Origin of the sequence: Haloarcula salina, assembly GCF_049603855.1 — an archaeon.
GTDB classification, from domain to species: Archaea; Halobacteriota; Halobacteria; order Halobacteriales; family Haloarculaceae; genus Haloarcula; species Haloarcula salina_A.
On record NZ_CP187146.1, the window covers coordinates 2,493,578 to 2,513,362 of the forward strand.

The following is a 19,785-nucleotide window of genomic DNA, read 5'->3' on the forward strand; positions in this document are numbered from 1 at the left end:
ATTACGGTCCTGATTCCGTGCGAGCGGCGGCCCGCGGCTACCGCCCGTCGGCGAACGACGACAGCGACGCGTCGCGCGTCCCGTCGAGGTACTGCCGGATCCGCCGTTCGTCCCATCCGAGTGGCCCGAGGACGCTGGCACAGGCCCGGACGAGGCGGTCGGCGTAGAAGTCGGCGTCGTACGCCGTCCCGTCCTCGAACGCGAGTCGAACCCGTTCCGTTCCCGCGCGGTCGTCGTCGACGACGACGTACTCGACGGATTGTCCGGGGTTACGCTCGAAGCCGCGTTCGGCCGCCCGTTCGAGCGCGGCCTTCGCCCGGGAGGCCCGCCGGTACTCGTCGGCGCGCTTCGAGACGCGCTGCGTGATGGTCAGGTCGGCCGCGGGCACGGCACCTCGGCGGAGCGTCGCGAGGTGGCGCGCGAGTCGGTCACAGACCGGCTCCGGCGCGCGACCGCGGTCGAAGGCGTCGATCAGGTCGCGCTGGGCCGCCGAGACGAACGGTGACGTGCTCCGCTGGCGGGCCTCGATGCCTCGCAGTTTGTACCGCTCAGACTCGCTCGCCGCCGTCTCGTCGGCCCAGCGCCCGAAGTACCGCATCAGCGCCGCGCCGCTGGCCCGCTTTCGCGGACAGAACGCGATCCAGTCGAAGCGGCCCTCGTACTCCAGTTCGATCCCCACCTCGTCGGTCACGGCGGCGGCGACTTCCCGGACGGGCGTCTGCTCGCGCTCGGGGTCGGCCGTCACCCAGAGGCTGTCGACGATTCCGTGGACGACGCGCCAGCCGGCGGCTTCGAGGCGTTCCTTGGCCGTGAGCATGATCTCGCGGGCGAAGGCGTTGATGGCCTCGTGGGTCTCGATGCGCCCGAACTTCGCGTGGCGGTAGCCCTGGTAGCCGAAACAGGAGACGAGGACCCACTTGACGGCGTCGGCCTTCGCTTCGAGGTCGTCGGTCGGCGTCCCCGCGTCGGCCGCGGCGATGCGGGCCTTCCAGTCCGCCCGGTCGTCGAGCAGCGGCCCGAGCACGTCGCCGAGGAAGCCGTCGCGCTCGCAGACGCTGTAACCCAGTTCGGGCACGTCCGCGCCGTCGTGACAGTCACAGCAGACCGTCTCCGGCGAGACGTTGTACGCCCGGATGATGTTGGGGTACAGCGACGCGAAATCGAGTTCGTGGACGGCCTCGTGGACGCCTGGTCCCCCCGTCGCGTCGCCGCTCACACCGCCCGCAGTGTCCGGCTGGAAGGTGAACCCGCCCCGGTCGGCCGCGTGGAGCGTGTCGAGAGACTTCCACCGTTCGGTCTGGCGCTTCTGCCACGGGGCCAGCACGTCCCGCTCGCGGGCGCGTCGGACCTCCAGCGCCGTGAGGACGCCGCCGATGCTGTCTCTGGCGACTTCCTGAAGCGGCTTGCCCGCGCGCTCGACGAAGTACCGCAGGCCGGCCATGCTCGAGTGCCCGAGCAGGAAGCTGTTCGAGCGGTCGACCACGACCCGTCCGGGCACGTCGTACCGCGCCGGCGAGTGCCCGACGCGGCCGTAGCTGGCGTACGTGCTCTCGCCGGCGAGCTTTCGGTGGCCCGGCCGCCGTCCGAGGTCGACACCCGCGTCGGCCAGGAGCGCCACGATGTCGCCCGAAGAGAGGACCAGCACGTCGGGGTCGCGGGATTCGAGGGCGGACTCGACGCACCGTTTCACCGCCTCAGCGTCGTCGCCGGCCGGGTCCCCGTCGACGGTCAGCGCCGTCGGGTCGTCCGCGGCGAGGGCGGCCGGCGGGAGCGACAGCGAGAGCGTGCGGAGGGGCCGCCCGGGGGTCGGGTCGCGCCCGGTGTCGAGGCAGTAGCGGAACTGCGGATCGAGATCCACGTCGTACAGCGAGAGCACGCCCGGCGCGTGGGACGCGTGCTCGCGCTGGCGGATCTCGCGCGCCACCTGCCGGACCTCGTCCAGTCGGTCGACCGAGAGCCGAAGGACCGGCGAGCGCTCGGTCGCGCCCAGCGTCGTGAACCACCGCTCGCGCTCGACGGCGGTGACCTTCGGGTCGGGGGCGACCGCGTCGGCGAGCCAGTCGAGGTAGCGCGTCCGGTCGTTCCGCGCGGCGGCGTAGAGCGCGGGCTCGTAGTCCGGATCGGCGGTCGCCGCGACGCCCTCGCCGTCGGTCGCCCAGCGGACCGGCACGCCGTCCTCGCGGACGTCAATCTTGAACGCCATCGGCGTCCCGGCGCGCCCGCAGTTCCGCCTCCTGGGCCAGCAGGACCGTCATCACGAACGCCCGCCACGGGTCGCGGGCGTTCTGCTGGCTGGCGGCGTCGGCGTGGGCGCGCGCCCGCTCGAACAGCCCGTCGAACGCCGGCTGGTGGCGGCGGCGGAGCGACCGCCGAAACGGCTGCCACTCGCGCTCCAGGCGGTCGAACTGCTCGCGCACCGTGGGACCGGTTCGACCCACGGCTCACACCTCCGGGGCCACCGGCTCGACCAGGACCGGTTCGCCGTCGGCGTCCGCCGCACCGAGCAGGTCGACCCAGTAGGGGATGGTCGTCTGGAACCCCCAGTCGTGCCAGTACACGTCCGTGCGAAAGGACGGGCCGTCGACGCGGAGACCTGCTTGCGTGCGCTGGGCCGTGACGGTCCGGTCGGCCGCGTCGCGAACCCGGTCGCGGCGCTCGCGAGCGGTGACGACCACCGGAAGGTCCAGCGCGTCGGCCAGCGCGGCCAGCAGTTCGAGCGTCGCGTCGAACATCGCCTCGGCCTCGTACTCCGGCACGTCGTCCTCCGCGTACAGCGACGCGACGTTCGGGGCGACCACCAGCGCGTTCCGCGGCGTCACCTCGGCCGGCAGCGACCGGGCCAGTTCGTAGTGCTGGTAGCCCGTGAACGCGCGGGCGACGCGGATGGACCGCGCGACTCGACCGACCGCGTGCCGGCGGATGGCGTCCGGCGACGCCGCGTTCCGGGCGTCCAGCCAGTACGTCGACCCGCTCGCGTCGGCGAGGTGGCGGCCGACCAGCCGGTACAGCGCCGCCGGTGCGCCCTCGTCGTCGAGGAACGTCACGCCGGGATCCAGCGTCGGAAGCTGACTATTCATGGCCGATCGGTTCCCCCAGGAGTCACTTATACGCGAGCCACCCCCGGAGTGAAAGTGAAAGTGAAACGGCGACGGGGCGGCCAGGACGCGATCCCGTTCGATGTCGTCACGTTCCGACGACGCCGATCCAGCTCACTCGTGGCCCGAGACGGGGACCGGTTCGTACGGTTCCTCCAGATACTCGACGTCGCTCTCGGAGAGGTCGATCTCCAGCGCCTCGACGGCGGCTTCGAGGTGCTCGACGCTCGACGTGCCCAGAATCGGCGTCGTCACCCACTCCTTGTGGAACTGCCAGGCGAGCGCGATCTGGGCCATCGTCACGCCCCGCTCGTCGGCGAGTTCCTGGACGCGTTCGTTGATCTCGCGGCCGCCGCCCTCGGCGTACGGCCGTCCGAGTTCGGCCTCGTGTTCCCCCCGCGTCGTCGCATCGAACGCCTCGTGGGGCCGGGTGAGAAAGCCCGCGCCCAGCGGGCTCCAGGGCATCACTGCGATGTCTTCGTTCGCACACAGCGGCAGCATCTCCCGCTCCTCCTCGCGGTAGGCGAGGTTGTAGAGGTCCTGCATGGAGACGAACCGCTCCAGCCCGAGCCGATCCGACGCGTGCAGCGCCTCGGCGAACTGGTGGGCCCACATCGACGACGCGCCGACGTACCGCGTCTGCCCGCGCCGCACCGCGTCGTCCAGCGCCCGGAGCGTCTCCTCGATGGGCGTGTCGTAGTCCCAGCGGTGGATCTGATACAGGTCGACCGTCTCCATCCCGAGTCGGTCGAGGGAGTTCGACAGCTCCTGCTCGATTGCCTTCCGCGAGAGCCCGCCGGAGTTCGGGTCGTCCTCGCGCATCTGTCCGTACCCCTTCGTCGCCACGACGAACTCGTCGCGGTCGTAGTCGTCGAGCACCTCGCCGAGAATCGCCTCCGACTCGCCGTCGGAGTAGACGTTCGCCGTGTCGAAGAAGGTGATCCCGAGGTCGATGGCCCGCTCGATCACCTCGCGGCTCTCCTCGCGGTCGAGCGTCCACTCGTCCCAGTCCGTGCCGAAGCTCATGCACCCGAGGCAGATCTCCGAGACCGTCATGCCGGTGGAGCCGAACGTGGTGTACTCCATACCGACACTGCGGCCAGCCGCGACAAAAGTGTCCCCGCCGGTCGACACAGACAGGCGACTGTCGCAAGCCGCAACGGTAACAGGCCGCGGCCTGAAGCGCCCCCAGAACTGTGCGTACTCCAACACTATCCGGTCGCGACGGGAGCGTCGATGAGTGAACGGGTGACGACGGCGGATTCAGTCCGAAACGTCGACGGCTATCGAGAGCGCGCGCTCCACTGGCTCGTGCTGAGCGGGAACCGAGCCGCCGTCGCGGCGGTCCTCGTTACGGCCGTCGTCGGCTTCTTCGCCGTCTCGACGCGGGTGGGGCTGCTCGCCGTCGGACCGAAAAGCGCCGCCGCATCGGCGTTCGCGAGCGGCTTCATCTCCGGGACGGTGACGCTCGTGACCATCGCGCTCTCGATCAATCAGCTCATCCTCTCGCGCGTGTTCGGCTCGCCCAACGAGCTGTTCGACCAGCTGGGCGGGACCCGCGACCTCCGCCGGCGAGTCCGCGGCCACGCGAACGAATCCGCCGTCCCGAACGACCCCGCCGAGTTCCTCGGCCTCGTCGCCGGAACGCTCACCGAACGCGCGAACCGCCTGGCGACGGCCTGTGAGAACGCCGACGGCGACCACCCGAGCGACGTGGACGACTACGCCGCCGGCATCGGCGCCTACGGGGAGAGCATCACGGAGAAAATCGAGAGTCAGACGGCCATCGTGAACGTCCTCGAAGTGATCCTGGGGACCGAGTACGCCCGGAATCTCACCGCGACGGAGTGGATCCGAAACGAGTACGGCGACCGCCTCTCGGAGACGGCGACGGCGGAACTCCACGCCATCGACGACCTGCTCGAGGCCATCGCGGTCACGCGGCAGTTCTTCAAGACGCTGTCGCTCCAGCAGGACTTCGCCCGGCTCTCGCGCGTCGTCGCCTACACCGGCCTGCTCGCGCTGGTCGTCAGCGTGGCACTGGCGCTCGTCTACCGGACCGGTTCGGTCACCGTTCCGGCGCAGTATCTTCCGCTGATCGTCAGCGTCGGAATCGGCGTCATCGTCACGCCGCTCGCCCTCTTCATCTCCTACGTGTTCCGGGCCGCGACCATCGCTCGCCGGACCGTCTCCGTCGGCCCCTTCGTCCCGCCCGAAGAGCGCTCCGACGACGAGTGAGCGGCGGCACGGCTCGCGGATTCGCGCTCCGTCTGTGACGCCGCTTCGGGCGGTTCGGCCGTGGCTTCAGATACGCTTCCGTTCGAGGAGGAGCTCGCATATCGGCTGTCGTCTCGGAGGAGGCAACTAGATGCGCGTAGAGCCACCGTCTCCCGTCGAAGGAGTGGCCTCGGCACTCATAGGGCTCGTCACACAGGGGAGTCACCCCGGTTCGGCCCGCGGTCGTCGTCATCGGCCGGCCGGGGATAGCGCGGCCGGCGACAAGACGGTTTCTCCTCGCGAGCGAACACTGGAACAAACGCTATACGGCAGCGGGCCGTGCAGGCGAGCATGAACAGACGACGCTTTCTGTCGCTCACGGGGGCCGGGGTCGTCGGCGGTCTCGCGGGCTGTTCGGACAGCGAGACCACCGGTGAGTCCATCTCGGACCACCCCGCGGCGGCCGGTCTCGACGCCCAGCCGCGTCGGGGCGAACTCGGCGGCCACGTCGTCCTGGCGTTCGAGGATCCCTCCTGCCCGACTTGCCGGCGCTTTCACGAGAACACCGTCCCGGACATCGAGGCGAACATCGTCGAGACGGGAAAGGGGGCCTACGTCGTGCGGACCTACCCCGTCATCTACCCGTGGGGAGAGCCGGCGACGCAGGCCCTGGAGTCGACGTTCGCCCGCGACGAGGCGGCGTTCTGGTCGCTGTTCGAGCACTACTTCACCGAGCAGTCGTCGTTCACGACGGAGAACGTGCTGGAGCGGACGGCGACGTTCCTCGACAGGGAGACGGCGGTCGACGGCGAGGCGGTCAGGACCGACGCGGAGAACGGAGCCCACGACGACGCCGTCCAGGCGGACGTCCAGGCGGCCGAGAACGCGGGCCTGGGCGAGACGACGCCCATCATCCTGCTGTTCGAGGCCGGCGAGTTCGTGACGAAGGTCAACGGCTCCGTCAGTTACGAACTCATCGCGGAAGCGCTGGGAGAGAGCGAGGGATGACACCGTGAGCCGCGTGTGGCGCGTCCGACTGCCGACGCAGGCCGGCGACTGGCGACTGATGGGGCGAACCGCCCGACTGGTGCTCACGCTCCCGGCCTACGCGGTCGTGGCCGCCGTCGCGTCGGTCGTCTCGCTGTCCGTGTTCGTCCTCTCGCTGCAAGTGACGCTGGTGATGGACCTCATCGTCGGCGGGTCGCTCCCGCTGGCCAGCCGGCTTCGGGTGCTGGTCGAACTGTACCCCTTCGTGGGCACGTCGTTTACGCCCGCACAGGGGCTCTTGCTCGTCGCCGTCGCCCTGCTGACCGGGATCGACATCGCGCTCGCGGCGTACCACTTCCGGGAACACGGTCTCGACCTGCAACAGGGCGGGGCGGGCGCGGCCGGGCTCCTGCTGGGGACGCTCGGGGCGGGCTGTGCGGCCTGTGGCTCGGCGGTCCTGCTGGCCCTGCTCTCGCTGCTCGGGGTGTCGACCTCGCTGCTCTTCCTGCCGCTCGACGGCCTGGAGTTCGCGGTCGGGGCGCTGGTCGTGCTGACGCTGTCGATCTACTGGCTGGCCGAGGGGATGCGCGGCGGCGAAATCAACGGCTGTCCGGTCGACTTCTCATAGCGGGAGAAAACGTATAGCTCCGAGAACCGAACACCGGAGCGAAGGCATGTCCGAGACGGAGTCCCAGCTGACGAACGCGAATGCCCCCTCCGAGTACGAGCACCTGAAGCGCAAACGAAAGGAGACGGCGGGGACGGTCGAACTCGCCGAGGTGGCCGACGTGTGGGTCGGCGACGACCAGATCGTCTGTCGGTTCCAGTTCGACTGGGCGACAGAGCCGGTGCGACGGACGTACGACCTCGACAGCGACCGCGACGTGGCCCGGCTCGAACGGCTCTGTGAGGCCAGTGGGTTCGCATTCGAGCAGGTCACACACCTTGAGGGCGCACTCGTCGAACTCGAATACACCGGCACGGAGTGGCTCCCCGCACCGGAAGCCGCCTACACGGAGGGACAGGGATCGGCCCTGGAGACGTTCCGAGCGGAGTGGCGGCTGCTGGTGCGCGAGGTCGCGCACTCGCCCGCATTCCTCCGGCGGGGAATCCAGCGGCTGCGCGGCCTCTCGACGACGCAGTGGATCATCGTCGTCATTCTCGTGAAGAAGATCGCCATCGTCGCCCTGCTGGCCCACATGCTGTTGTGACGGCAGGGGCTCGCGACTATCGGGGGCTCAGTTCGTCGTCGTGATCTCCACCACGTCGCGGTGGTCGAGTTCGGTGTCGGCCCCGACCTGGCGGCCCGAGCGAACGTCGTGGGCGTGCAGGAAGCCGTCACCGATGTCGGTGTGCAGGAAGTACGCGAAGTCCTCGGCGGTCGAGCCGTCGGGGAGGACGAAGCAGTCCTGCAGGAAGGTGCCGTCCTCCTGGGGCTTGCGTGCGCCGGGGAACACCGCGATGGCCTCCAGTTCCTCGAACAGCGCCGTTTCGAGCGCCTGCTGGACGCCGGTTCCGTCGAACTCGGCGACGAACTCGCGGATCTGTTCGAGGCCGGCGGCCTTCTCCTCGGGGAGGTCGGCGGTCACGGTGAAGTCGTCGTCGCCGGGGCGGTAGTCGAGCACGTCCTGCTCGTCGCCGTTCTTCAGGGCCTTCTCCGCGTGGGCCGAGACGGGGACGAACGTCAGGTGCTCGTACTCGGGGTCGTTCGTGACGGCCTCCCAGTTGTCCTGGGCCGCCTCGGTGTCCATCTTGTTCGCGGCGACGACCATCGGCTTCGTCCGGATGCGGATCTCGCGGGCCAGCGCCTCCTTGTCGGCCTCGTCCCACGCGTCCGGGTCGAGTTCGAGGTCCAGTGCGAGGACGACCTGCTTGACTTCCTCCTCACTGATCTTGAACGCGGACATCTGCTCGGCGAGATCGGCCTCGATGTCCTTGTCCTCGCCGTGGTAGCCAGAGCGGTAGCGCTCGATGCCCTTCTCCAGGACGTCGAGGTACCACATGTCCAGTTCGTCTTCGAGGAAGTCGATGTCCTCGCGGGGGTCGTGGCCCTCGGTCGGCTCGCCTTCGAGGTCCGTCTCGCCGGTGAAGTCGACGACGTGGATGAGCACGTCGGCCTCGTTGAGGTCCGAGAGGAACTGGTTCCCCAGGCCCTTCCCCTCGTGTGCCCCGGGGACGAGGCCGGCCACGTCGACCAGTTTCGTCGGGACGAACCGGACGCCGTCCGCGCAGTAGCCGTGGTTCGGGGTACAGGAGTGGTCGAACTCCGGGGCGGCGCAGTCGACCCGGACGTAGGCCTCGCCCATCGACGGGTCGATCGTCGTGAACGGGTACGCCCCCTCCGGGACGTCGTTCATCGTCGCTGCGTTGAAGAAGGTGGACTTGCCGACGGAGGGCTTGCCGACGAGTCCGATCTTGTAGCTCATTGGACGCCTAGAGCGGCCTCCGCGGCTTAAACGCTGTTACACGGCCTGACAGCGGGTGTGAGTGTCACACGCATTTCGGCCGAGAGGGAGCCACGCGACGGCACGACGTGGTCGCGGCCCCCGCACGAACGATCCACAGCGGCCTACTGCGACTGGTGGTCCCGGCGACCGCACGGACTACAGCAATCGCCGGACACCACGGAATCCAGACGACTATCGTGAGTATCATCCAATACGTTGTCAGAAATATCAGATATAATACTATAAGTACCGCGTCGAATACCTGACGAGATTAATCTAATATAAAATTGGTAAATAAGTATACTTCGCCGCTTTACAAGTCTAAAGAACATGATAGGTAAGGGAGTTCGCAGTCGGTTTTGAGACTATCGCGCTTCGTGAGTCCGCCCCTACCTGAGCGCTGACGCGACTGGTAACCGTACGAACGCCGTGTGTATGTAACTCAATTCTCCGTAAGCTTCGAATATTTCAGGTGGAACGGTGATTTCGACCGAAACGCTCACGGCCGGAACCGAGTGCTCGGGCGGGCGTTCGGAGCGACTGGGCTCCCCCTGCGAATTCTTTACAGAATTCTTAGATATTAGTCCCATTTTCCACAGATGATTGTATTGGATTCTGATATCACTGCAGTATCAATCATGGACAGAGGGTCGCACTATCGCCAAACATATTAGTAATACATAATTTTAAGTTATCTAACGTCATATTCTATCATGTTCATTCCGGCTTGCCAGGATAGTCGACGAAGACCGAGGAACGTGGTCGCCGTATCCACCGCCACCCGACGCTCGACACTCACGCGGACTGTATCGACCGACGACCGTCGGAATGAGCAGCCAGGGAACACCTATGGAACTCGAACTCACGGAAGTCCCGAAAGAGACACGGGAAGAATTTGAATCGTATCCCAACGTAACGGGGACCGGGATCGGCCCGAAGCAACGAGCGGGGCAACCGGACGAGGAGACGGAATCCGTCATCGTTTTCGTCACGAAGAAAGTCTCGGAAGCCGACCTCGGCGAGGACGAAATCATCCCGAGCGAGATCGAAATCGACGGGAAGACGTACGAAACCGACGTTCAGGAATCGGGAGAGGTCCGAGCGCTCGAACTCGAACTGACCGCTCCGGAAGCCCCGATGAACCTTGAACAGCGCGGGCGAGCGGAGATTCAGGAGATCCCAGAGTCGCTCTCGCGGACGCGGCGCTGGCGACCGGCCCCGGCGGGCGTCTCGTGTGGCCACCCGGACATCACGGCCGGGACGCTCGGGACGCAGCCGCTCCGGACGCAGGACGATCGGCTCGTCTTCCTCACGAACTCCCACGTCGCCGCCAACAGCGGACAGGCTAACAGGGGCGACACCGTACTGCAACCCGGGCCGTACGATGGCGGTTCCGCGCCGGACGACGCCATCGGATCGCTGCTGAGCTTCAACGCCATCGACGCCTCGACCAGCGCGCCGTACCCGGAGAACAAGACCGACAGCGCGCTCGTTGAGGTCAAACCGGACCACCTCCAGACCGACATCTGGGAACTCCACGAGGACCTTCGCGAGTTCACCGACGCTCAAATCGGTGCGGTGCACGTCAAGAGCGGTCGGACGACGGGCGTCACCCGGGCGAAGTGTACCGCCCGCCACGCCTCGTTCAACGTCCAGTACAGCCACGGCGTCGCGAAGATGGTCGACCTCGACGTGTTCAACGCGATGGCCGCCGGCGGTGACAGCGGCAGCCTGATCGGGATGGAACAGGAGGACGGTTTCTACGGGACCAGCCTCCTGTTCGCCGGCAGCAGCAGCATCACGCTCGGCGTCCCGATGGACACCGTCCAGGCCGAACACGGTCGCCTCACGCCGGTGTCCTCACAGGACCTCGTCGACGCCGACGACATGCGCGTCACCGGGACGGCGTTCCGCGTCTCGCTCGATCCGAGCCAGGTCATCCACCGCTGGAGCGGCCCGTGGGACGACCGCTACGCCGTTGACTTCGTCGGACACCCGGTCAACAGCGGCGACTGGGTCGACGTCAGGGTGGCGTCGACGTACAGGACTGCCAGCGGCATCTACTACCAGATCAGAGCGGAGAACAAGTGGTCCAGTCGGTCGGCCGACTGCGACGTCAACTACAGCGTCACCCGGTGATCCACGATGCAAATCACGATCCAGATCTCGGACGACAGCGACGAAGGCGTCTCCATCGAGGGGATCGAAGCCGCCGAATCCGTGCAGGCGGAGCCGCCGGCCGAACCCGGTGAAAGCGCGGCCGAGCCGCCAGTCGAGATGAACGACGTCGAACGACCGCCCGCACAGTTCCGTCGAGCGAACGCGGCCGACGAGGTCGCCAGCCAGGCCGAACCCGCGCCGCCGCAGTTCAGTCCGGCCAGTTCGCGGGCTATGGAGAAGTACCGATAATACGACTCGTCCCCGCTTCCGACGGCGGCTGTCGACTCGCTTCGGGATTTTCCGCCGATAGTCGCCGATTCGACCGACTGTTCGACCCGCGTGGGGGGAACGAAACGCAGATCGAGTCGAGATTACACCGTCCGCTCGTAGACGTTGACCGGGTACTCCCGCCCGCCGACCTCGGTCGTCCGCTCGCCGATCTTCTCGAAGTGCGTCCGGTAGAAGCCGTTACCGACCTCGTTTGCCGAGAGCACCTCGTCGCGAATCTTCCGAACCGAGAGCTCGCGCAAGTGATTCTCGCCCCGGTAGAGCAGGTCCGTCCCGATGCCCTCGCCCCAGTAGTCCGGGTGGACGTACAGGTCGAGGTCACCGAAGCCCGCGGCGTCGGTCATCCCGCAGCTCGCGTACCCGACCACGTCGCCGTCCGCCGTCGAGACGAACAGGCCCACCTCGTCGAGTTCGATCATTCGCTCTAGCACCTCGGTGGCGTAGCCCTCGTCGAGCAGGTCGTCGACGGTCTCCGCGCCGAGGATGTCGTCGTACACGGTGTGCCACGCGGCGCTTGCGACCCGTCGGATGTCAGTGACATCCACCGGCTCGGCCGGCCGGACAGTCGTTTGGAATGACATGTGAGAGTGTCTAGCTCGGATCACAATAGAACTGTGGGCGCAGCGCGGCGAGTCCGCCGCGGAGAATCCTGCTCAGAGAATCGTCGGGTAGTCCGCGATGAGGCCGTCGACGCCGGCCCGCGCGAGTTCCTGGGCCTGGTACCACGTCTCGACCGTCCAGACGTTCACCTCGCGGTCCTCGTCGTGGGCGACCTCGACCAGGTCAACGTCGCTGAACCCGCCCTCGACGTAGTACTCGTCGTCGAACAGGGGCGTCCCCTGCACCATGTTTCGGGGCACGTTCAGCGCCTCGCAGTCGTACCGCCGGGTGATTTCCAGGCCGGTCTCGATGCTGTCCCAGAAGAGGAACGCGACGGGAATCGAGTCGTCGGTCTCGCGCACCGTCGCCAGCGCGGCCTCGTAGAACGACGAGACGAGGAGTTCGTTGTCGTACTCGCTCGCGAGCGAGAGGGCGCGCTCGGTGTAGGGCCGCCAGACCGCTTTCTGCGTCGCGAGCGCGTCCTCGGACAGCGACTCGCCGAAGCGGAGGGCCTCGCTCCCGGGGTTCTTGAACTCGAGATTGACGCCCACGCTCGGCGGAATCGAGTCGAGCACGGTCTCCAGCGTCGGGACCGTCTCCTCGGTCCCGAGGACGGTCGCGCTCGTGACGGTGTCCGTGTCCGTCTCGAAGACCAGGCCCTCCGCGTCCGTCAGGCCGCGCTCGCCGCCGTCGCGCCCGGCGAGGCCGTCGTCGTGGAACGTCACGAGCGTCCCGTCCGCGGTCGGGACCACGTCGACCTCGATCATATCCGCCCGGCGGTGGACGGTGTCCGTCCCCGGCCCGCCGAACGAGGCGGCCTCGACGGCCAGTTCCGTGTTCTCGGGGTAGACGCCGGCGAACCCGCGATGCGCGACGAGCGTCGGGTCGTCGGTCATCGCGCCCTCCGCGTCGCCGTTCTCGCCCTGCCCGTTCTCGTTCTGTTCGTCGTCCTCGCCCTCGGCGTCGCCGGACTGCCGTGCGCTGACCGTGCCCGCGATACCTGCGCCAGCGAGCGTCGCCGCAGTTCCCTCGACGAACGACCGCCGACCGATGTAGCGTGACATGACGATCGAGGGTGCCGGTGGCCCGCGAAAGACGTTTTATATGAGTGATATGTAGCGGTACGGCGTCTCGGGAGCAGTCCGCGACGGCGGTCAGGTGTATAGTCGTACATACCGGACGGATCAGGCCCTCACTCGCCGACGCGTTCGCGGGCCGCAGCGACGACCAGCGGGAGCGTGATGGTGGCGTCGGCGTACACCGAGACGTTGCGGGCGTCCTTCTCCAGTTTGCCCCACGAACGGGCCTCGTCCAGCGTCGCGCCGGAGAGGCCGCCAGTGTTCGAAGGGTCCATCGTCAGCTGGACGGCGTAGTCGTAGGCGTCCGGCGAGACGAGCATCGTCTGGAGGACGTAGTTCTTCGGAACGCCGCCGCCGACGACCATCGCGCCCGCGCTGTCAGCCTCGTAGGCGATGTCGGTGATCCCCGTCATGTCCGCGAGCGCGTCGACCGTGAACTCGCTCGTCTGTGAGTACATCCACGCCTGCAGGCCGAGCACCGAGTCCTGGAACGCCGGACAGTAGACTGGAACGTCGTTCTCGTAGGCCGCCGCCAGCACGCCGGCGTCCTCGGCCACGTCCTCGCGCTCGTTGACCTCGCTGTTGGCCCGGCCGAGTTCCTCGGTCAGACGCTGAATCGAGACCGCGCCCTCGTCTTTGAGCGGGCCGAACACCTCGCTTCGGAGGTGGTCCTCGAACAGTGCGAAGTGCTCCTGGGGGAGGTAGACGTTGTAGATGCGGTCGACGCCCTCGTCGCGCAGCGTCTCGTCGTGCTCGCGCTCGGTCCGGTCCGCGGGCGTGACCTCGCCGTGGTGGTGCTTGCCGCCGATGGCCTCGATGCTGTCGTGCGTGCAGTTCGCGCCGGTCGTGACCAGCACGTCGATGTGTCCGTCGCGGATGAGTTCGCTCACGATGGCCCGCATCCCCGTCGGAACCATCGCGCCGGCCAGCCCGAAGAACGTCGTCACGTCGTCGTCCAGCATCTCGCTGTACACGTCGACGGCCTCGTGGAGATCGCTCGCGCCGATACCGGCCTGCCCGTAGCTGTCGGCCAGTTCGCCTACGGTCATCCCGGCCCGCGCCTCCGCGTGGCCGATGGGATCGTGGCAGAACGTCTCTCGCTCGTCGGTGTGGTCGCTCATTGGACGCCAGTCGGGCGCGCCGCGGTTTCAACGTCGCGGTTCGCCGCGTCGGCGGCCGTGGTGGCCACTGCGCGTCGGCCCCCGCCAGCGTCCGCGTGGCCCGTCTCGGCATGTCACACGGCAGTCGAAACGGAGGCCTTAGCGTGCCCGATGCGGACCTACAGCTATGGACACTTCCGCGTTCCGCCGCGGTGCCCGCGACGCGGTGCCGCTGTTGCTGGGCATCGTCCCCTTCGGCCTCGTCGCCGGCATCGCCGCCGTCAACGCCGGGTTCGGACTCCCGACGGCGGTCGGGCTGTCCGTCGTCGTCTTCGCCGGCGCGTCGCAGATCGCCGCCCTGGAACTCCTCGGGCAGGACGCCCCGCTCTCCGTCGTCGTCGCGACGGCGGTCGTCATCAACCTCCGCTACCTGATGTACTCGGCCTCCATCGCCCCGTACTTCCGGGAGTTCACCGCCCGGTGGAAAGCCGGCCTCGCCTACGTCCTCACGGACCAAGCGTACGCCATCTCCGTCGCCAGCTACCGGTCCGACCGTCCCGTCGACCGGAAGTGGTACTACCTCGGCGCGGCGGTGACCCTCTGGGCGGTGTGGCAGGTCACCACCGTCGCCGGTGCGCTGCTCGGGACCGGCGTCCCCGACGCGTGGGGCCTCGAGTTCGCCATCCCGCTGGTCTTTCTCGCCATCCTGGTCCCGGCCATCGAGGACCGGGCGTCCGCGGTCGCGGCCGTCGTCGGGGGCGCGCTGGCCGTCGTCGGCGCGGGCCTCCCGCTCAACCTCGGCCTGCTCGTCGGCTCGGCGGTCGGCATCGCGGCCGGCGTGGTCACCGAGTCGCTCGCGGAGGGGACCGATGACGACTAGCTACGACCCGGTCGCGCTCGCCGCCGCCGTCGCGCTCGTCGGCGTCCTGACCTACGCCTGCCGGCTCTCCTTCATCGCGCTGTTCGGCCGCCTCGACGAGATTCCGCCCGGCGTCGAGCGCCTGTTGCGCTTCGTCCCCGCGGCCGTCCTCGCCGCGCTCGTGCTCCCGTCGTTCGTGACGCTCGACGCCGCGGCCTTCGCCCCGGACAAGTTCGTCGCGGGCGCGCTCGCGGCGGGCGTGGCCTGGAAGACCGAGGACGTGTTCGCGACGATGGCGACCGGGATGGGCGTCCTCTGGGCCGTCCGACTCCTGTTCTGAGCCGCCGTCGGTCAGGCGAGTTCGAGCGACGCGCCACAGCAGTTCGACCGATAGCGTTCGCGCTGCTCGACCAGTTTGCAGTCGCGGTACCGGCGCGCCACGAGGTCCCCGCAGTCGCCGCAGGTGAGGACGTACTTCGGGTCGCTGAAGGCGGGGCAGTGGACGTCGGTGTCGAGGTGCGCGGCTCGCTCACGGAAGGCGGGGCCGTGGTCGGTCGTCCCGTCGCGCTGGTACTGCTCGACGTGGATCAGTTCGTGGCGCAGCGTCGACTCCCACTCGACCCGGTCGAACGACTCGAAGGCCTCCCACGTCAGCGAGACGGTACAGCGGAGCGGCCGACCGTCGCTCCCGTCGAGGGCGTCCCAGTCGAAGGGCTCCCCGACGGTCGCGCCGTCGAGTTTCGGTCGCTTGACCGCGGCGGCGCGGCGCTTGGCCCGGTGGGACACCTCCCAGTCGACGAGGTCGAACCGGACCGACACGGCGCGCTCGCGGCGGACCGCGCGACAGTACCCGCGGGACCACTCGATCAGGTCCGCGTCGGATTCGATACCGTCGTAGGAACCTTCCATCGCGGCGGCTCAGAGCCCGGTCGGGCAGTCGACGTACGTCGTCTCCAGGCCCCAGTCGGCGACAGTCTCCCGCAGCGACTGGACGCCGAACGTCTCGGTCGCGTAGTGACCGGCGAGGACGACGTGGACGCCCGCCTCGCGGGCCTCGTGGTAGGCCTGCTGTTTGCCCTCGCCGGTGACGAGTACGTCCGCACCCGTCTCGGCGGCCTCCTGGAGCCAGTCGACGCCGCTGCCCGTGACGATCGCCACGTCCTCGACAGTCGACGGGCCGAAGTCAAGCACCTGGACGTGCTCGCCGCCCGTGTCCAATTTGCCTTCGAGAGAAGAAGCGAGTTCGGAGACGGTCGTCGGCTCCGCGAGGGTCCCCCGCTGGCCGATGTGTTCCCCGCCCATCGACCCGAACGGCGCGCGGTTGCCCAGGTCCAGGAGGTCGGCGACGCCGGCCGCGTTGCCGAGCGTCTGGTGGCCGTCGAGCGGGAGGTGTGCGACGTACAGCGCGAGGTCGTCGTCGATCAGCGGCGCGACCCGGCGGTAGTGGCTCCCGGTCACGCGCTCCATCCCACCCCAGACGATACCGTGGTGGGTCACGAGCAGGTCCGCACCGGCCTCGGCGGCCCGGTCGATGGTCTCGACCGCCGCGTCGACGGCGACGGCCACGTGGTCGACCGGCTGGCTCGCCGGACCGACCTGGAGGCCGTTCGGACTGGCGTCGATGTCGGCGTACGCGTCGATGTCGAGGCGGTCGTCGAGACGGCTCGCGATGTCGCCTGCGTTCATGGCCCGTGCTTTGCGAGGGGCGGTGGTATGCTTTTCTCTACCGCCGCCCGGCGGACTCACTCCGCCTCGACCAGTTTGCCGCGCTCCTGGCCGATCAGGTCCCGTTCCACGGCGGCGTCGATGATGGCGTCGAACTGTTCGGATTCGATGTCGTAGGCGTTGACCGCAACCTCGCGAATCTCGGCGCGGTCGACCGGCATCTCCCGGTTCTGGAGCAGGCGCATCACCTTGTTGTACTCCAGTTTCGTGAGCGAGGGCCCCTGCTCGGTCGTGTCGCTGTCCCCGCTCGCGGCATCGGTGTCAGTCGCGGCCGCCGTGTCGGGGCCGCTCTCCTCCGCCGCGTCGGCTGTGGTCCGGGCTTCCGACGTTGCATCGGATGGGGTCGCGACGCCGCTCTCACCGGACGGCTCGTCGGTGGCGTCACTGCCGCCCAGAAGCGTGCCGTCCGCGGTCGGGTCGACGATACCGTCGGTAGCGGCCGATTCGCGGTCGCCTTCGTCGAGGGGGTCACTCCCTCGCTCGTCGATTGTCCCGTTCTCGCGTTCGGTGTCCGCGGCGCTCGCGGCGGTATCGGGAGCCGATGCCGGCTGTTCGTCAGGCACGTCGCCCGGCGTCTCGTCGCCCCCGTTTGCGGCCGCCTCGACCACCGGTTCGACGATGGCCGCGAGCTTCTGGCGACAGGTCGAACAGAGGACGACGGTGCCCTGCGTCTCGGCGTCTGGCTGGAGGGTCTTCGGGACGATCGGGTACTCGGCCAGCGAGACGTCGAGCGCCCCGCCACAGAAGTAACACGAGGATAGCTGCTCCATGCGCGTGAGGTACACGCCCGCGTCGTAATAGGCCTCCCGCTCACAGATCGAGGGCGTATACGTTGTATTCGTTCGGATACGGATTACTCGTCGAGGAACGACCGGACGAGCGCGGCGGCCTCCTCGCCCGGCTCCAGCCACGGGGTGTGGCCGTGGCCCGGGAGTTCGTGAAAGTCGGCGTCCGGCATCCGCTCGGCGACGGGCCGGCCCACGTCGGGCGACCAGAACGAGTCGTCCGTTCCCCAGACGAACCGCGTCGGGCGACCGATGCCGTATATCTCCTCGCGGAGGTCGAACAGCGGGTGCGCGCGGCCGAACGAGCCCTGTGCGGTCGCCAGCGAGCGCTGGCTCGCCTCGCGGTCCGGGAGCCCTGCGCCCGCGGCCAGCAGTTCGTAGAACGACTCGGGGAGCGCGCTGTCGTCGACCACGTTCACCCGCGCCATCGACTGGCGCGCGTTCTCGACCGGGTCGCCCCGGCCCATGAGCCAGAACAGGGCGCGGTTGACGCCGCGCACTGTCAGCAGGCGAAAGAGTAGCGGGAGGTCCCGCGAAACGCCACCCGGCGCGCCGACCAGCGTCAGTCGGTCCACGCGCTCGTGGTCGAGCGCGAGCAGGAACGCCTGGAGCCCGCCGTGGGAGTTGCCGACGACGTGCGGGCGCTCCACGCCGCGGTCGTCGAGCAGGTCCAGCAGGTACGCCACCAGGAACGACCGGAGGTCGCGGTCCCGGTAGCTCGGGGCGGCCGAGAGTCCGAGCCCCGGCCGGTCGGGCGCGTACACGCGGTACTCGTCTGCGAGGTGCGGGACCAGCGGGAGCCACGTCGCCGCCGGCAGGCCGACCCCGTGGAGTAACAATACCGGCTCACCGTCGGGGTCGCCCGCGGCGAGATAGTGAATCCGTCCCGCTGCGTCGGTGTCGAGGACGCGCGACGCCGCGTCGACGCCGTAGCGGTCGGCGAGACGGGCCTGTCGCTCCGCGTAGCGCTGTTCGGCCGGGTCGGGCCAGTCGTCGGGCGACAGCGGGCGGTCCTCCGGGAGGGACTCGTCAGTTCGCATAGGCGGACCGTCTGCCCGAAGCCACATCAGTACACCGCGGCCCGCGGTGGGGACGGCCGGCGTCCGAGCGAGTCGGTCGTCACCGAGACTGGTCGGTCGCCACCGAAGGCCATCGTCCGGTCGCCACCGTCACTCGGCGGCCGCGTGGGCGAACACGAACGCTCGCAGGAGCTTCGCGGCCAGCGTCCCGGCCTGGCCGTCGTCGCGGTCGTTGACCTCGACCACGTCGAAGCCGACGCACTGCGGGGCGACGGCCCGGACGGCCTCGTGTAGCTCGCGCGGGGCGAGACCGAACGGCTCCGGCGTCCCGGTTCCGGGCGCGAAGCCGGGGTCGGCGGCGTCGATGTCGACCGAGAGATAGACGTCAGCGCCGTCGAAATCGGGGGTCCAGTCGGCCGCGTCCTCGGGCGGGACGACGGTCACGTCGTCGGCGCTCGCCCGGTCCCACTCGGCCTCGGAGCCGGTTCGCGCGCCGACGACGACGGCCTCGTCGGCCACCGAGAGCGCGTGGCGCGTCACCGTCGCGTGGGAGTACTCGTCGCCGGCGTAGGACTCCCGCAAGTCGAGGTGGGCGTCGAGACAGACGAACACGTCCGGGTCGAGCGCGCGGACGCCGGCGACGGAGACGGTGTGCTCGCCGCCGACGAGGAGCGGGACGGCCCCGTCGCTGTCGAAATCGGAGAGCGTCCCTTCGAGGAAGGTGAGGTACTCGGCGGTGTCGGCCGTGGGGCCGATGTCGCCGTGGTCGTGGACGGAACAGTCGGTGAAGTGCTGGTCGGTGCGGTGGTCGAAGTCGTCGAAGCCCTGGGCGAACTGGCGCACGCGGCGCGGGCCGAATCGCGCGCCGGGGCGAAACGAGGTCGAGGCGTCGAGGGGCGCGCCGACGACGGCGTAGTCGGCCGCCTCGCGCTCGGCCCCCGCACCGGGGAACATCGTTACGAGCGCGTGATCTTGCGCTGCTCTTCGTACTGGAGGTACTCGATCTCGTCGTCGGGCTGGAGGTCGATGTCCTCCGGGACGCGCATCGTGAACGTGTCGTAGGTGTCGAGGTCCATGACCTGGGCGTCGTTACCGTCGGTGGAGACGACCTGACCCTGCTTGCGGTTGATGATCGGGACCCAGACCTTCGCGTCGACCGGCTGGGACAGCGAGCGCTTCTTCTCGTCGAAGACACCCTTGGCGTCGATTCGGGCCTTGGCGCTGCCGTGCTTGCCCGGCTTGGCCGTGCTGTAGGAGTTGATCTTACACGGCGCGTCGTCGATCATGACGTAGCTTCCCTCGTCGAGCTCTCGAACTTCGGTCTGCTCTCTTGCCATACCGCCGGATTACCCCTGTTTCGGTATAAACGGTTTGGAATGGCGCAAGCCCGGACCGGTGCCCTTGTCGCGCCGGCGTGTGGCCGA

General features: G+C 68.6%; 22 protein-coding genes. 8 read left to right on the top strand and 14 right to left on the bottom strand.

Features of this window, described 5'->3' with window-relative positions:
• Positions 1-37 precede the first annotated feature (37 nt).
• From ACOZ4I_RS12800 to ACOZ4I_RS12815, 4 genes are all read right to left on the bottom strand, one after another.
• A complete protein-coding gene (locus ACOZ4I_RS12800; protein WP_424000124.1) occupies positions 38-2,203 on the bottom strand; it encodes a type B DNA-directed DNA polymerase in 2,166 nt (721 codons plus the stop codon).
• A complete protein-coding gene (locus ACOZ4I_RS12805) occupies positions 2,187-2,438 on the bottom strand; it encodes a hypothetical protein (RefSeq protein ID WP_424000126.1) in 252 nt (83 codons plus the stop codon). The genes ACOZ4I_RS12800 and ACOZ4I_RS12805 overlap by 17 nt, the downstream gene beginning before the upstream one ends.
• A gap of 3 nt (positions 2,439-2,441) precedes the next feature.
• The gene (locus tag ACOZ4I_RS12810) at positions 2,442-3,077 is read right to left on the bottom strand and encodes a hypothetical protein (RefSeq protein WP_424000128.1); all 636 of its coding nucleotides are present in this window, start codon (positions 3,075-3,077) and stop codon (positions 2,442-2,444) included.
• Between the two features lie 132 nt (positions 3,078-3,209).
• On the bottom strand, positions 3,210-4,181 hold the full coding sequence (locus ACOZ4I_RS12815; protein ID WP_424000130.1) for an aldo/keto reductase: 972 nt from the start codon (positions 4,179-4,181) through the stop codon (positions 3,210-3,212).
• 150 nt (positions 4,182-4,331) lie between these two features.
• On the opposite strand from ACOZ4I_RS12815, the gene ACOZ4I_RS12820 reads away from it, so the two are divergent.
• The 4 genes from ACOZ4I_RS12820 (at position 4,332) to ACOZ4I_RS12835 (ending at position 7,510) form a co-directional block, all read left to right on the top strand.
• Positions 4,332-5,333 (top strand): hypothetical protein, encoded by a 1,002-nt coding sequence (locus ACOZ4I_RS12820; protein WP_424000132.1) that lies wholly within the window; start codon positions 4,332-4,334, stop codon positions 5,331-5,333.
• Positions 5,334-5,663: 330 nt separating this feature from the next.
• Positions 5,664-6,320, top strand: coding sequence for a DsbA family protein (locus ACOZ4I_RS12825; protein ID WP_424000134.1), 657 nt, complete (start codon positions 5,664-5,666; stop codon positions 6,318-6,320).
• A gap of 58 nt (positions 6,321-6,378) precedes the next feature.
• Positions 6,379-6,927: a hypothetical protein gene (locus tag ACOZ4I_RS12830; RefSeq protein WP_424004807.1), complete on the top strand. Its 549-nt coding sequence runs from the start codon at positions 6,379-6,381 to the stop codon at positions 6,925-6,927.
• Between the two features lie 46 nt (positions 6,928-6,973).
• Positions 6,974-7,510: a hypothetical protein gene (locus ACOZ4I_RS12835; protein WP_424000136.1), complete on the top strand. Its 537-nt coding sequence runs from the start codon at positions 6,974-6,976 to the stop codon at positions 7,508-7,510.
• Between the two features lie 27 nt (positions 7,511-7,537).
• Here ACOZ4I_RS12835 and ACOZ4I_RS12840 read toward each other — a convergent pair whose 3' ends face one another.
• Positions 7,538-8,725, bottom strand: a complete 1,188-nt coding sequence (locus tag ACOZ4I_RS12840; RefSeq protein WP_424000138.1) for a redox-regulated ATPase YchF — start codon at positions 8,723-8,725, stop codon at positions 7,538-7,540.
• 870 nt (positions 8,726-9,595) lie between these two features.
• Between ACOZ4I_RS12840 and ACOZ4I_RS12845 the strand changes: the two genes are divergently transcribed.
• Positions 9,596-10,885, top strand: coding sequence for a hypothetical protein (locus ACOZ4I_RS12845; RefSeq protein WP_424000140.1), 1,290 nt, complete (start codon positions 9,596-9,598; stop codon positions 10,883-10,885).
• Positions 10,886-10,891: 6 nt separating this feature from the next.
• Positions 10,892-11,155 (top strand): hypothetical protein, encoded by a 264-nt coding sequence (locus ACOZ4I_RS12850; protein ID WP_424000142.1) that lies wholly within the window; start codon positions 10,892-10,894, stop codon positions 11,153-11,155.
• Positions 11,156-11,277: 122 nt separating this feature from the next.
• Here ACOZ4I_RS12850 and ACOZ4I_RS12855 read toward each other — a convergent pair whose 3' ends face one another.
• The 3 genes from ACOZ4I_RS12855 to ACOZ4I_RS12865 all read right to left on the bottom strand — a co-directional run bounded on the left by ACOZ4I_RS12855 (position 11,278) and on the right by ACOZ4I_RS12865 (position 13,994).
• Positions 11,278-11,775, bottom strand: a complete 498-nt coding sequence (locus ACOZ4I_RS12855) for an N-acetyltransferase family protein (protein ID WP_424000144.1) — start codon at positions 11,773-11,775, stop codon at positions 11,278-11,280.
• Between the two features lie 72 nt (positions 11,776-11,847).
• A complete protein-coding gene (locus ACOZ4I_RS12860) occupies positions 11,848-12,858 on the bottom strand; it encodes a glycerophosphodiester phosphodiesterase (RefSeq protein ID WP_424000146.1) in 1,011 nt (336 codons plus the stop codon).
• A 128-nt stretch (positions 12,859-12,986) separates the two neighbouring features.
• Entirely contained in the window at positions 12,987-13,994 is a 1,008-nt protein-coding gene (locus tag ACOZ4I_RS12865) for a deoxyhypusine synthase (RefSeq protein WP_424000148.1), read from the bottom strand.
• A gap of 166 nt (positions 13,995-14,160) precedes the next feature.
• On the opposite strand from ACOZ4I_RS12865, the gene ACOZ4I_RS12870 reads away from it, so the two are divergent.
• Together ACOZ4I_RS12870 and ACOZ4I_RS12875 are read left to right on the top strand one after the other, a co-directional pair.
• On the top strand, positions 14,161-14,853 hold the full coding sequence (locus ACOZ4I_RS12870; RefSeq protein WP_424000150.1) for an AzlC family ABC transporter permease: 693 nt from the start codon (positions 14,161-14,163) through the stop codon (positions 14,851-14,853).
• Entirely contained in the window at positions 14,843-15,172 is a 330-nt protein-coding gene (locus tag ACOZ4I_RS12875) for an AzlD domain-containing protein (protein ID WP_424000152.1), read from the top strand. The genes ACOZ4I_RS12870 and ACOZ4I_RS12875 overlap by 11 nt, the downstream gene beginning before the upstream one ends.
• An 11-nt stretch (positions 15,173-15,183) precedes the next feature.
• Here the strand turns inward: ACOZ4I_RS12875 and ACOZ4I_RS12880 are convergent, their stop codons facing one another.
• From ACOZ4I_RS12880 to ACOZ4I_RS12905, 6 genes are all read right to left on the bottom strand, one after another.
• On the bottom strand, positions 15,184-15,741 hold the full coding sequence (locus tag ACOZ4I_RS12880; RefSeq protein ID WP_424000154.1) for a SprT-like domain-containing protein: 558 nt from the start codon (positions 15,739-15,741) through the stop codon (positions 15,184-15,186).
• A 9-nt stretch (positions 15,742-15,750) separates the two neighbouring features.
• Positions 15,751-16,518, bottom strand: a complete 768-nt coding sequence (locus tag ACOZ4I_RS12885) for a Nif3-like dinuclear metal center hexameric protein (protein WP_424000156.1) — start codon at positions 16,516-16,518, stop codon at positions 15,751-15,753.
• A gap of 56 nt (positions 16,519-16,574) precedes the next feature.
• Positions 16,575-17,327, bottom strand: coding sequence for a hypothetical protein (locus ACOZ4I_RS12890; protein ID WP_424000158.1), 753 nt, complete (start codon positions 17,325-17,327; stop codon positions 16,575-16,577).
• 83 nt (positions 17,328-17,410) lie between these two features.
• Positions 17,411-18,382, bottom strand: coding sequence for an alpha/beta fold hydrolase (locus ACOZ4I_RS12895; RefSeq protein WP_424000160.1), 972 nt, complete (start codon positions 18,380-18,382; stop codon positions 17,411-17,413).
• Between the two features lie 129 nt (positions 18,383-18,511).
• Positions 18,512-19,315: an agmatinase gene (gene speB / locus ACOZ4I_RS12900; RefSeq protein ID WP_424000162.1), complete on the bottom strand. Its 804-nt coding sequence runs from the start codon at positions 19,313-19,315 to the stop codon at positions 18,512-18,514.
• A gap of 2 nt (positions 19,316-19,317) precedes the next feature.
• A complete protein-coding gene (locus ACOZ4I_RS12905) occupies positions 19,318-19,698 on the bottom strand; it encodes a translation initiation factor IF-5A (protein ID WP_424000164.1) in 381 nt (126 codons plus the stop codon).
• Positions 19,699-19,785 lie beyond the last annotated feature (87 nt).

Excerpts from the sequence above, each read along its gene's own strand:
- ACOZ4I_RS12835 (WP_424000136.1), top strand. The coding sequence starts at position 6,974 with ATGTCCGAGACGGAGTCCCAGCTGACGAACGCGAATGCCCCCTCCGAG.
- ACOZ4I_RS12845 (WP_424000140.1), top strand. The coding sequence starts at position 9,596 with ATGGAACTCGAACTCACGGAAGTCCCGAAAGAGACACGGGAAGAATTT.
- ACOZ4I_RS12860 (WP_424000146.1), bottom strand. The coding sequence starts at position 12,858 with ATGTCACGCTACATCGGTCGGCGGTCGTTCGTCGAGGGAACTGCGGCG.
- speB (WP_424000162.1), bottom strand. The coding sequence starts at position 19,315 with ATGTTCCCCGGTGCGGGGGCCGAGCGCGAGGCGGCCGACTACGCCGTC.
- ACOZ4I_RS12895 (WP_424000160.1), bottom strand. The coding sequence starts at position 18,382 with ATGCGAACTGACGAGTCCCTCCCGGAGGACCGCCCGCTGTCGCCCGAC.
- ACOZ4I_RS12800 (WP_424000124.1), bottom strand. The coding sequence starts at position 2,203 with ATGGCGTTCAAGATTGACGTCCGCGAGGACGGCGTGCCGGTCCGCTGG.
- ACOZ4I_RS12855 (WP_424000144.1), bottom strand. The coding sequence starts at position 11,775 with ATGTCATTCCAAACGACTGTCCGGCCGGCCGAGCCGGTGGATGTCACT.
- ACOZ4I_RS12850 (WP_424000142.1), top strand. The coding sequence starts at position 10,892 with ATGCAAATCACGATCCAGATCTCGGACGACAGCGACGAAGGCGTCTCC.
- ACOZ4I_RS12830 (WP_424004807.1), top strand. The coding sequence starts at position 6,379 with ATGGGGCGAACCGCCCGACTGGTGCTCACGCTCCCGGCCTACGCGGTC.
- ACOZ4I_RS12825 (WP_424000134.1), top strand. The coding sequence starts at position 5,664 with ATGAACAGACGACGCTTTCTGTCGCTCACGGGGGCCGGGGTCGTCGGC.
- ACOZ4I_RS12865 (WP_424000148.1), bottom strand. The coding sequence starts at position 13,994 with ATGAGCGACCACACCGACGAGCGAGAGACGTTCTGCCACGATCCCATC.
- ACOZ4I_RS12820 (WP_424000132.1), top strand. The coding sequence starts at position 4,332 with ATGAGTGAACGGGTGACGACGGCGGATTCAGTCCGAAACGTCGACGGC.
- ACOZ4I_RS12885 (WP_424000156.1), bottom strand. The coding sequence starts at position 16,518 with ATGAACGCAGGCGACATCGCGAGCCGTCTCGACGACCGCCTCGACATC.
- ACOZ4I_RS12810 (WP_424000128.1), bottom strand. The coding sequence starts at position 3,077 with ATGAATAGTCAGCTTCCGACGCTGGATCCCGGCGTGACGTTCCTCGAC.
- ACOZ4I_RS12880 (WP_424000154.1), bottom strand. The coding sequence starts at position 15,741 with ATGGAAGGTTCCTACGACGGTATCGAATCCGACGCGGACCTGATCGAG.
- ACOZ4I_RS12840 (WP_424000138.1), bottom strand. The coding sequence starts at position 8,725 with ATGAGCTACAAGATCGGACTCGTCGGCAAGCCCTCCGTCGGCAAGTCC.
- ACOZ4I_RS12815 (WP_424000130.1), bottom strand. The coding sequence starts at position 4,181 with ATGGAGTACACCACGTTCGGCTCCACCGGCATGACGGTCTCGGAGATC.
- ACOZ4I_RS12870 (WP_424000150.1), top strand. The coding sequence starts at position 14,161 with ATGGACACTTCCGCGTTCCGCCGCGGTGCCCGCGACGCGGTGCCGCTG.
- ACOZ4I_RS12875 (WP_424000152.1), top strand. The coding sequence starts at position 14,843 with ATGACGACTAGCTACGACCCGGTCGCGCTCGCCGCCGCCGTCGCGCTC.
- ACOZ4I_RS12905 (WP_424000164.1), bottom strand. The coding sequence starts at position 19,698 with ATGGCAAGAGAGCAGACCGAAGTTCGAGAGCTCGACGAGGGAAGCTAC.
- ACOZ4I_RS12890 (WP_424000158.1), bottom strand. The coding sequence starts at position 17,327 with ATGGAGCAGCTATCCTCGTGTTACTTCTGTGGCGGGGCGCTCGACGTC.